The organism is Moraxella sp. CTOTU49097 (genome assembly GCF_032064105.1).
In the GTDB taxonomy this organism is placed as follows: Bacteria; Pseudomonadota; Gammaproteobacteria; order Pseudomonadales; family Moraxellaceae; genus Faucicola; species Faucicola osloensis_B.
Genome location: NZ_DAMBOA010000004.1, coordinates 170,379 through 180,868 on the forward strand (window position 1 = coordinate 170,379; position 10,490 = coordinate 180,868).

General features: G+C 41.8%; 8 protein-coding genes. 5 read left to right on the forward strand and 3 right to left on the reverse strand.

Going from position 1 to position 10,490, the window contains the following annotated elements:
* Window positions 1–59: 59 nt before the first annotated feature.
* The 3 genes from bioB to aciT all read right to left on the reverse strand — a co-directional run bounded on the left by bioB (window position 60) and on the right by aciT (window position 3,451).
* Window positions 60–1,130, reverse strand: coding sequence for a biotin synthase BioB (bioB, locus tag RT064_RS04480; RefSeq protein WP_313061943.1), 1,071 nt, complete (start codon window positions 1,128–1,130; stop codon window positions 60–62).
* 112 nt (window positions 1,131–1,242) lie between these two features.
* On the reverse strand, window positions 1,243–2,661 hold the full coding sequence (locus RT064_RS04485; protein WP_313061945.1) for a hypothetical protein: 1,419 nt from the start codon (window positions 2,659–2,661) through the stop codon (window positions 1,243–1,245).
* A 343-nt stretch (window positions 2,662–3,004) separates the two neighbouring features.
* Entirely contained in the window at window positions 3,005–3,451 is a 447-nt protein-coding gene (aciT, locus tag RT064_RS04490; RefSeq protein WP_313061947.1) for an AciT family ciprofloxacin tolerance protein, read from the reverse strand.
* 572 nt (window positions 3,452–4,023) lie between these two features.
* Between aciT and glyQ the strand changes: the two genes are divergently transcribed.
* The 5 genes from glyQ to RT064_RS04515 all read left to right on the forward strand — a co-directional run.
* Window positions 4,024–4,989, forward strand: a complete 966-nt coding sequence (glyQ, locus tag RT064_RS04495) for a glycine--tRNA ligase subunit alpha (protein WP_065263241.1) — start codon at window positions 4,024–4,026, stop codon at window positions 4,987–4,989.
* A gap of 230 nt (window positions 4,990–5,219) precedes the next feature.
* Window positions 5,220–6,089, forward strand: a complete 870-nt coding sequence (locus RT064_RS04500; protein WP_313061950.1) for a sulfite exporter TauE/SafE family protein — start codon at window positions 5,220–5,222, stop codon at window positions 6,087–6,089.
* A 122-nt stretch (window positions 6,090–6,211) separates the two neighbouring features.
* Complete coding sequence (glyS, locus tag RT064_RS04505) at window positions 6,212–8,314, forward strand: glycine--tRNA ligase subunit beta (protein ID WP_313061953.1); 2,103 nt, start codon at window positions 6,212–6,214, stop codon at window positions 8,312–8,314.
* Between the two features lie 372 nt (window positions 8,315–8,686).
* On the forward strand, window positions 8,687–10,132 hold the full coding sequence (locus tag RT064_RS04510) for a hypothetical protein (RefSeq protein ID WP_313061956.1): 1,446 nt from the start codon (window positions 8,687–8,689) through the stop codon (window positions 10,130–10,132).
* A 225-nt stretch (window positions 10,133–10,357) separates the two neighbouring features.
* Window positions 10,358–10,490: PLP-dependent transferase (locus RT064_RS04515; protein WP_313061981.1), on the forward strand; the 133-nt coding region annotated here is incomplete at its 3' end.

Consider the following 10,490-nt stretch of genomic DNA (forward strand, 5'->3'; position numbering starts at 1 on the left):
GTTAAAGCATCGTTAAAGCATCTAAGAAAAAACCGCCACTTCGGCGGTTTCTTGGCATATCAAACGACAGCCAAACTCCCGATGCGACCATTCATCGCATTGGTCACCGGGATTTGTCTAGGCTCGGCTTGTTCAACCGTCAACCCTAAATCGGCAATCAACTGATCATCATGATTGGTGGTAGCATTATCGGTGGTCAATAAACGATTCCCATAAAAGAAAGAATTGGCACCTGCCATAAACAACATGGCTTGCTCGGCATCGGTTAAGCCTTCACGACCTGCGGCAATACGCACATAGCTGGTTGGGCAAGCAAGGCGCGTGACAGCAATGGTACGAATCCACTCAAGCACAGGCAAGCGTGTGCCTTGCAGCTGATCTGCAATCGGCGTGCCTTCAATGGGTACCAGCATATTGATTGGGACTGATTCAGGGGGTTTTGGCAGATTAGCCAGTTCTGTCAGCAGGTTGATGCGGTCATCACGACTTTCACCCATACCGATGATACCACCTGAGCAAATATTTATGCCTGCTTGACGCACATGGTCAAGGGTAGTTAGACGGTCATCATAACTACGGGTGGAGACGATATGGTTGTAGTACTCGCGTGAGGTATCAAGGTTGTGGTTATAGTAATCCAGTCCCGCTTCAGCAAGTACTTGCGCTTGGTTACCCGATAACATGCCAAGCGTCATACAAGTTTCTAACCCTAATGCTTTGACTTCTTTAATGAGCTCAACCACATAGGGCATATCTCTATCGTTTGGGTGCTTCCATGCCGCACCCATACAAAAACGGCTAGAGCCAGCGGCTTTGGCTTTTTTGGCCTCGATAATCGCTTTTTCTACTTCGATTTTCTTTTCAGGTTGTAAGTCGGTGCTATGGTGTCCTGACTGTGAGCAATAGCCGCAATCTTCAGGACAATTCCCTGTTTTTATTGATAACAGGGTACTGACTTGTACCGCATTGGGTGGAAAGTGTTCGCGAAGTTTATTTTGTGCGAGCAACAGTAAATCCATCAAAGGTAGTTCAAACCAAGCTTGTATTTGCTCGCGAGTTGGGCGGCTTTGGGGGGTCAGTATGGTGCCAATCGGTTGTTGTGATTGTTGAATTGCTAATAAGTCTGCCATGACAGCTATAATCCTAATTAAAACAAAGCTTAAAATGATAAAAGGTGTCTCATCATACCAAAAAAAAACAACCACCTAAAGTGATTGTTTTTTATAATTTAATGACAATGGCTTATTTGTCTTGTGAGCTATCACCACGAGTGATTGAAATATTGGTGATGGGTGATTTATCATCAGTGACTGCGCTAGTTTTGACATTGTCGGCAATGACCTCATCAGACGCATGCTTTGCCTCAATTTCAGCCGATTTACGCAGCGCAGGCGTTAAGTTGTCATTATCCGCTGATTTGGCAAACACGTTGTCAGGACGGATACTATCATCATCTGGCGTACTATCTTTAGCCTTACTATCTTCATCGTTAGTAGTATCTTTAGCTGCTGCATACTTCTCTTCGATGGCTTTATTATCAGATGCATCAGAATCACTCGTCGTTTCGTCGGTCAGCTTTTGCTTAGCTTGTTCGACTTTATCTTTTGCCTCGCTGACTTTTTCTTTAGCTTCATCGTTTAATGCATCTAGTTTGTCATCGGCTTGGGTTTTTAATTCTTCAACCTTTGATTTAGCATCGTCCAGTTTTTCACCCGCCAAGCTCTTAACATCGGCTAATTTTTCAGCCGCTTGGTCTTTGACGTCTTCCAGCTTGGTTTTAGCGTCCGCAAGTTTATCATCTTTGGCTGCTTTTGCTTCATCAAGTTTTTCAGCGGCAGTTTCTTTAGCGTCGTCAATTTTATAAGCCGCTTGCGTTTTAACCTCATCCAGTTTTTCTTTGGTTTCGCCAAATTTTTCATTAGCAGTGTCTTTAATATCCGCTAATTTTTCGCTCGCATCTTCTTTAAGTGAATCGATTTTTTCTTTAGCTTCGGTTTTTAGCTCATCAAATTTTTCCACCGCATCATCTTTGATTTCAGCCGCTTTCGCCTTAAGGGTGTCTAATTTCCTCGTAGCTTCAGAATCGCTGTCAGCATTAACGTCTTTGGTATTTGCTTCATTAAAGTATTTGCTGCTACCAGATGCTTTACCTGCGCTCGCGCTCCCAATCATTGCCAGGGCTTTGCTGCAAAGTTCTTTGGCAAAAGGGGTGGCTTTTTCAATCAAGGGTTTCGCTTGTTTAACCACAGGTTTAAGTGGCTCAGGTACTTTTGGCACAATAAATTTTGCGATTTGGTTAAACCACATCAGCAGTGAATAATCACCAGACATTTTTAAATCGCCATTTTGGATGCCCGTCATAAATGCCGTCGCTTCACCTTTAGTGAGCAATTTTACACCCGTCATTGAGTCTTTAAAGGTAATTGTCAACGTTGGCTCTTTGGCTGGACCTGCATGTTGGCTAAAAGTACCGTTATTGATTTGGTAATAACGTGACGTTTGTTCCGCGTCGCTGCCTAGTTGAATGGTAAAATTACGGTTTTCCAATAAGCCTTTAAATTTGTCATCGCCCATTTTGGCAAGTTGGGTTAGACGCAAGCCAACGGCAAACAATAATACGTCAAGGGGATCTGATTTGATTTGGGTTAATTGAGATAACATACGTGTCCTCCAAAATTATAGATTTTATAGATATTGCAATGCGCAAGGTCTTGAAATAAATGAAGATGCTTAAGTCACTCATTTCAAAGCAATTATAATTCGCTATTACAAAAGATTTAATAGCTTTGTTATACAACATATTATAAGGTCATCGATGCCAAGTTACAGTAATGTTTAACATATCAGTATCATTTTTTGTAATCAAAGCGTTTGATTTGTGTATTTAAGCAGTGTTACACAGAACATCTTTTACCTTTTATCAAGCTAAAGTGCATAAAGAACCCATCAACATGATGGGTTAAATAACTTGCTGCTAATTAGCAATAAGGGGATAGAGTTGTTATTACTGTTTTGAGTCAAACACGGAGGCATGACGAACAAAGTTTTGATGAAAATCGGTATCTTTTTCTAACACCACAGGACGATGACCAGCACTCATTTGGACACTACTTTTTAACATGGTTTGGTTGGTAGCAGCTTGACTTGCGGCTTTGTTGAACTTGGGTTTTCCATTTAACGCTATCACAATGGGAATCATCGATAAGCCAATTGCCGCCACATACGCATCCGTACCAGTCAATGATGACAGCGTGACCACTGCCCAATGCAGCCCTTCCACCGAAATCCAATACACCATACCTAACATAAAATAGCCCAATACAAAACGGTAAGGGGTAAACGCAATCGCTAGCATACCGACAGTCACTAGAACGATTAAAAACAACCAATTAGAAATTAACGACGTAGCAGCTAATAATAGACTTGCCGAAATAAGCATGGTTGACCTCATGAAAATTTATTGAAAACAAATACTTAAGATAAATTAAGTAAAAGCTTGTACGGGGTATTATGGCGGTAAAAAATGAAAATTAAAAGTCAAAACCCAACTAAAACGACAATGGATGACGTATCAAATTTGGCTAATTTATCTTAAAAAAAAGCGATTAAAAAGGCTAAAACGGTATAAAAAAAGCTAACAATCAATCGTCGAAATTACTTGTTCAAGGGTAACAGGAATTTTCGTAAATCTAGTAAAAAAGTGCTAAAATGCGGTAACTGATTTGTCGCGAAATGTATATTGTTTTAATGCTTTGTAGTTTTGCTCACCCCTTAATTTGCTCAATAATCATGGCTATATATCTAGCTAAAAAATTGGATAAGTTTGCTATTTTGGGCGTTTTAAGTAAAAATATCGTTCGGCAATTGTACCGCCTATTTTAAGGGCTATTTGCGACGCAAAAAAATTTAAATTTTTAATGTGACTAATTAAAAAAACTGACGTTTTATCAAAATCACGTGGACAACTATTTTGATAAACACGGTTTGCCTAATCACCGACTATATAGTGGTAATTCTCGTATGATGACGTTTCAACAATTGATTTTAACTTTACAAAATTATTGGGCAGAAAAAGGCTGTGTGGTGTTACAGCCTTACGATATGGAAATGGGTGCAGGCACGTTTCATACCGCCACTTTCTTACGAGCATTAGGTCCAGAGCGTTGGCATGCCGCCTATGTGCAGCCATCACGCCGTCCCACGGATGGTCGCTATGGCGACAACCCAAACCGTTTACAACATTATTATCAGTTCCAAGTGGTACTCAAACCCAATCCACCTGATATTCAAGAATTGTACTTGGGGTCACTCAAAGCAATTGGTATCGATACCTTAACGCATGATGTCCGCTTTGTAGAAGACAACTGGGAATCACCAACGCTTGGCGCTTGGGGGCTTGGTTGGGAAGTTTGGCTCAATGGCATGGAAGTTACCCAGTTTACTTACTTCCAGCAAGTCGGTGGTATTGAGTGTTTCCCAGTGACAGGAGAAATCACGTACGGTCTTGAGCGCCTTGCCATGTATATCCAAGGCGTGGACAGTGTATATGACTTGGTATGGACGGATGGCGAATTTGGTCGTGTCACCTATGGTGATGTATTTCACCAAAATGAAGTAGAGCAATCAACCTACAACTTTGAACATGCCGATGTGGCAAAAATGTTTGAGTTGTTTGATTTTTATGAAAGCCAAGCCGACAAATTGGTCGGTCTTAATCTGCCGCTGCCTGCGTATGAAATGGTGCTCAAAGCGTCACATACCTTTAACTTGTTGGATGCGCGTGGGGCGATTTCAGTCACTGAGCGTCAGCGTTTTATTTTGCGTGTGCGTACCTTGGCGCGTAAGGTAGCGCAAAGCTATGTAGAAACGCGCGCCAAATTGGGCTTCCCATTGGCGGATGACGCACATAAAGCCGATGCGTTAGAAAAATATCTACCAAAAGAAGCTATTTCAAAACAACAGATGACAGAAGCGGATAAATCACAATAGTTTCATCACATCGACGAAAAAATTTTTTTGAACGGTCAAACTAAAAAAGGCAATAGATAGTTTCTATTGCCTTTTTTATTGCCCTATTTTATTGTCAACGCTAATAAAAAATATCAAATCATTAGAATATTCTAATCTCGCATATTTATATCAAAAATCGCCACAGGGCAACAACGCGCTATTCTACTACAATAGCCGCAGCAAGTAAGCCATGTAACAAGGGGCGGTGAGTGGAACTTTATTTTATTTTAGCGGGTATTTTTGTCGGATTCTGCGTAGGTGTGACGGGTGTGGGCGGTGGGTCACTGATGACGCCGATTCTGATTTTACTGCTAAAAGTAGAGCCGCATATTGCTGTCGGCACCGATTTGCTATACGCCGCTATTTCCAAGTTTTTTGGTGGTGTGGTACATTTTAAAAAATCAAATGTCGTTTGGCCAATCGTGCTATGGCTAGCGATTGGTAGTATTCCAGCCTCTATTGTCACCAATTATCTCGTCGCTACTTACTTGGGTAATATCAACGCCATCAAACTAATCATGACCTTGATATTGGGCGTGATGTTGACCATTACCGGGATTTCGCTGATTTTTCGCAACCGTATCGAGGCGTTTTTTGACAAATACCGCAAAAATGACCAAACTGACAGCCTCACCTCCCAAATCCCCAAATATAAATTGGTGCTGATGGGCATATTGCTCGGGGTAGTAGTGACCTTATCGTCGGTTGGGGCAGGGGCATTTGGCGTCATGGCGCTGGTGCTAATTTTTCCCCAATTGCCCCTCATTCGTATCATCGGCTCGGATGTGGTGCATGCGGTGCTATTAACTTTGGTCGCAGGTCTCGGGCATTTGCTGTCAGGCAGTGTGGATTTTCACATGCTGACCTTTTTGCTCATTGGCGCGATTCCTGCCATTATTGTAGGCACATTATTGAGCAGTAAATTACCTGAGAAAAAATTGCGCCCGATTTTAGGGGTGACGCTCTTGTTGTTAGGCATTAACTTTGTCGTCAATCCTGCCAAAGCCAAACCAAAAGCGGCGGTCAATACGCCAGTCGCTACAACCGCTGTAACGACTTCGGCAAGCGCCATTCGATAAGTTTAATTTTCGTTTTATGATGATGGTTTTCTTGATTTGCCCCGCTGATGGGGCATTTTTATGGCTTAAATTTCTGCTATAATCGCCTATATTTACCCTATTTGAATCAACAAGGCTTTAGCATGTCTACTATTTTATTTGAACTTGGCACCGAAGAATTGCCCCCAAAAAATCTAAAAACATTGCGCGATGCACTTAACGACCATGTCACCCAATCGCTAAAAGATGCCAATATTCGCTTTGATACCATTAAAAGCTTTGCCGCCCCGCGTCGCCTTGCCTTACAGATTCAAGGAATTAGTGAAAAACAGCCCGATAAAATCGAACAAAAACGCGGTCCTGCAGTCAAAGCTGCCTATGACAAGGACGGTAATCCAACCAAAGCGGCACAAGGGTTTGCCCAAGGCTTGGGTATTGACGTCAAGGATTTGATTACCATCAAAGGTGATAAAGGCGATTATATCGGCTATGAAATGAATGTCATCGGTCAGCCTGTGGCTGAGTTACTGCCGAGTATTTTTCAAAAAGCCTTAGATGAGTTACCGATTGCCAAACGCATGCGCAGTGGCGCAGAGCGTTCTGAGTTTGTTCGCCCTGTCAAATGGTTGGTGCTACTAAAAGATGACAAAGTGCTATCAGCGACAATTCAAGGATTAACGTCAGGTGAGACAGGGTCGCAGGGCATTGAACTGGGTCGTTATAGTCTTGGACATCGTTTCCATCATCCTGATAAGGTTAGAATTGACACGGCGGACAGCTATGAGCAAAACCTTGCCGAGGCGCACGTCATCGCTGATTTTGACAAACGCCAACAACAGATTAAAACGCAAGTCCAACAGCTTGCCGATGAAGTAGGTGCGACCGCTATCGTACCGCAAGATTTGCTTGATGAAGTCACTGCGCTGGTCGATTATCCAGTAGCGCTACGTGCAAGCTTTGAGCCACGATTTTTACAAGTGCCACAAGAGGCCTTGATTAGTACCATGCAGGCGGATCAAAAATATTTTTGTTTGACTGACAGCCAAGGTAAATTACAGCCTTATTTTATCTTTATCAGTAACATTGACAGTAAAGATAAAGCGCAAGTGATTGCCGGTAACGAAAAAGTGGTACGTCCACGCCTTGCCGACGCTGAGTTTTTCTTTTTACAAGACCAAAAACAGCCATTATTTGCACTGACTGAAAATCTTAAAACCCGCGTATTTCAAGATAAGTTAGGGACAATTTGGGAAAAATCTGAGCGTATTGCCAAGCTAGCTGCTTTTATTGCGGCTCAAATTGGCGAAGACATTGAGCAAACGGCACGGGCAGGCTTGCTGTCAAAAGCGGACCTTGCCAGTACCTTAGTGGGTGAGTTTCCAGAATTGCAAGGCGTGGCAGGGACTTACTATGCACATTTAAACCAAGAACCAGAAGCGGTAGCGGCAGCAATTGAAGAGCAATATCTGCCAAAATTTAGCGGCGATAGATTACCCGCGACCAATATTGGAACGGCACTGGCATTAGCGGACCGTTTGGATACGCTGGTCGGTATTTTTGGCATTGACCAAGCGCCGACCGGTTCAAAAGACCCGTTTAGTCTGCGCCGCGCGGCGATTGGGGTACTGCGTATTTTGATTGAGAAACAACTGCCACTAAATCTAGTAGTATTGCTTGAGCAAGCTTTATTGGGTTATGTAGGCAAAATTGACGACTTACCAAAAACTTTCAAACAAGTGATGGAGTTTATCAATTCGCGCTACCGTGCCATGTATGAAGACCAAGGCGTGAGCGTGGATACAATTATGGCGGTACAGGCGCTACAACCGCAAGTGCCAATGGATTTTGACCATCGTATCAAAGCCGTACAAGCCTTCCGTGATTTGCCACCCGCCAAACAACTTGCCGAAGCCAATAAACGCGTTGCCAATATTTTAGCCAAGGCTGAGGGTGAGATTGCAACCCAAGTACAAACGGCTTATTTACAAGAACCTTCCGAAAAAGCATTGTATCAAGCAGTGCAAACTGCGGCGCAAAGTATTGAGCCTCACCAACACACTGACAACGCCAACTACACCCAGATTTTACAATCGCTAGCCACACTGCAGCAGCCATTGGATGACTTCTTTGATCAGGTGATGGTGAATAGTGAAGATGCTAACCTCAAAGCCAATCGGTTGGCGCTGCTAAAAAAAGTGCGTGGGTTATTTTTAACGGTTGCAGATATCAGTGAGTTACAGCTATAAGCTAATTTAGATACGAGTTAACGTTTTAATCATATGGCTTCGATACTGTTGCCTCGATACTATGGCTTTAATACGCCTGCTTTAATATCATTGGTTAAACCCATACTGACAACGGTCATTATGGGTTTTTTTACAAGCTAAAGATATTTTTACACTTGTTTTCACTAAATTGGCAGGCTAGTTTACGCGTATTTGATATTATTTTAAGGGTGTTTTTGTCTGAATTGCTCTCTAGGGTTTATGATTTATAAAGAGTATAACCAAACCAGGTTCAAAGTTTTTGGTAGATTGTGTATTTAACGGTGAGGTTTTACCTATTATTTATTTTTTCTAATTTATCTTTTCTAATTTATCTTGGTCTAGGGTAATTACGTGAAAGTCAGCAATAACGATAGCTTGTTTCAATATATGGTGCGTACCAAAAGGTATCGGCTTCTTTTACAAAGCTTAGTGGTGCTGTGTTTGTTTGTGCTATCGTTCGTGATTATCAATGTATATATTGCGCGTTTCTTAACCCAGTCTACCCAGCATATGGATATCATCGGTAATATCAGTGATTTGACGCTTGAGATAGCAACCGGTGCGCAGTATCTGACGATAACGCCGCACAACGATAGACAACAGATCATTCAGACCTTACAAAAACAGGCGGCTGAGTTAGACGGCTATATGGCACAGTTGTCCCGCTATCCAAAGCAGGAAACGGCGATGGATGAATTTGCCATTATTTGGCAGGACTATCGCCAAAGAATCGCGCAAATCTCTGAGCAAGATGAAAAAGGCAAAGTTGAATTGGCTGAGTTTGCTTATCATAACCAAGCCAAAATTTGGTCGTTGATGAATATTGGTTATGACACTTATCTCAATGACACCTACCGTACCGCAGATTATTCGCGCTATTTGACCTATTGCAGTTTCTTTGCCTTGATAGCCTATATCATCTTTTTTATCCATTACACCATCAGACAGATATATCATGATGACGTGGCGATTGATAAAGCGCAGACCGATATGCGCGATATCATGAACACAGTCAAAAAAGGCTTGTTTCTCATCGATGATAAAATGGTCATTGGTGAGCATTATTCCAAAAAACTAGAGCAGTTATTGGGGCGCAAGCAGTTAGCTGGGCTGACATTACCCCAGTTGTTACAAAATATGGTCAGCGAAAAAGATATCACAGCGACACAGCATTTTATCAATTACTTGTACCAATCCAACGTGGATGAAGAGTTGATTCAAGATATCAACCCACTTAAAACAGTCGAGTTGATTCTTTTAGATGAAACAGGCGTTACCAATAAAAAATACCTGCATTTTGAATTTTTACGGGTGGTTAAGAGCGCGAATAAAAAATCTATTCATCTATTTGTCAGCGTGGTAGATATTACCGAAACGGTGCTTTTAACAAAGCAAATTGATAAGGTAAAAGATGAATACCATAAATTTATCAGCCGTGCCGTCTATCTGTTAAGTTTGGATACGCAAACAGTTGATGATTTTATTGCAACCAAAAGAGCCACTGTCGCGGCTATAACCGATATCTTATATGGTCAGGTATTGGACAAAGAGCAGTTAGTGACAAAAGCCAAGACCTTGCTAATAGTGACACAAACACTAGCAGATGATACCCAAGTTTTACGTCTCAAACAATATGATGATGTTGTCAATAGTTTGGTGTATGAGCTAAAACATTTAACTCGGTTATCTCACATTCAAACCAATGATTTTACTAGCTTTATCCTTAAATTTGATTCCTATCAAGAGATGTTAAATTTAACTGATCATTTAATCAATGAACAAGCCGAGCAAGCCTGATTGATTATCTAAAAAAAATTAAAACTTCCATTAGCTATAGTTTGTGAGGTATTTCTGTGTTAAACGCGGGCTTTTAAACGCCAATTCACCACGAATAGATATTCCAAAACACAGCATTAATGTTCCAATAATGCTCTATTGTGAATTTGCAAAACTGATTAGCAACTCGTTACAATGCAAAAGAGAGTTTTTTACCGCTAATTAAACTAAATTAAAGGAATATGTATGAGCCCACCGCATCGCCCAGAAACGCTCGCCATTCATGCAGGCTATGAACCAGAACCGACCACCAAAGCCGTCGCCGTCCCTATCTACCACACCAGTTCGTATGCCTTTGATAACACCCAACACGGTGCTG

What these genes read in the sequence shown, in the direction of transcription:
- RT064_RS04485 (WP_313061945.1), bottom strand. Translation starts at nt 2,661, where the DNA reads ATGTTATCTCAATTAACCCAAATCAAATCAGATCCCCTTGACGTATTA.
- glyQ (WP_065263241.1), top strand. Translation starts at nt 4,024, where the DNA reads ATGACGTTTCAACAATTGATTTTAACTTTACAAAATTATTGGGCAGAA.
- aciT (WP_313061947.1), bottom strand. Translation starts at nt 3,451, where the DNA reads ATGAGGTCAACCATGCTTATTTCGGCAAGTCTATTATTAGCTGCTACG.
- glyS (WP_313061953.1), top strand. Translation starts at nt 6,212, where the DNA reads ATGTCTACTATTTTATTTGAACTTGGCACCGAAGAATTGCCCCCAAAA.
- bioB (WP_313061943.1), bottom strand. Translation starts at nt 1,130, where the DNA reads ATGGCAGACTTATTAGCAATTCAACAATCACAACAACCGATTGGCACC.